This window comes from Klebsiella sp. 141251 (assembly GCF_050600725.1).
Classification (GTDB): Bacteria; Pseudomonadota; Gammaproteobacteria; order Enterobacterales; family Enterobacteriaceae; genus Klebsiella; species Klebsiella aerogenes.
The window spans coordinates 1-410 of the sequence record NZ_JAQIRG010000033.1; the positions used below are offsets into that span (position 1 = coordinate 1).

Annotated in this window: 1 protein-coding gene; it reads right to left on the reverse strand. The window is 59.8% G+C overall.

Annotated features, from left to right (window positions below):
- On the reverse strand, positions 1–410 hold a 410-nt coding region (locus PGR09_RS24535), incomplete at both ends, for a molybdopterin-dependent oxidoreductase (protein ID WP_430916584.1).

The window sequence follows — 410 nt, forward strand, 5'->3', positions numbered from 1 at the left end:
AGGCTGGTCAGCGACCGCACGGTCTCCACGCCCTGGTAGAACTGGGTGACGCCCATGCCCCACAGGATGGCGGCGGATTTGGCGCTGGCGTACATCCGGGCGCAGGCGCGGATCTCCTGAGCGCTGACGCCGGTTATCTCTTCCACCGACTCCGGCGTGTAGCCTTCGACGATTTTGCGATACTCCTCGAAGCCCTCGGAACGGCTGGCGACGAAGGATTTATCGTACAGATCCTCTTCAATAATAACGTGGCCAATGGCGTTGAGCAGCGCGATATTCGAGCCGTTCTTCAGCGCGATGTGCATGTCGGCGATGCGCGCGGTTTCAATCTTGCGCGGGTCGCAGACGATGATTTTCGCCCCGTTGCGTTTGGCGTTAATGACGTGATTCGCCACGATAGGGTGGGAATC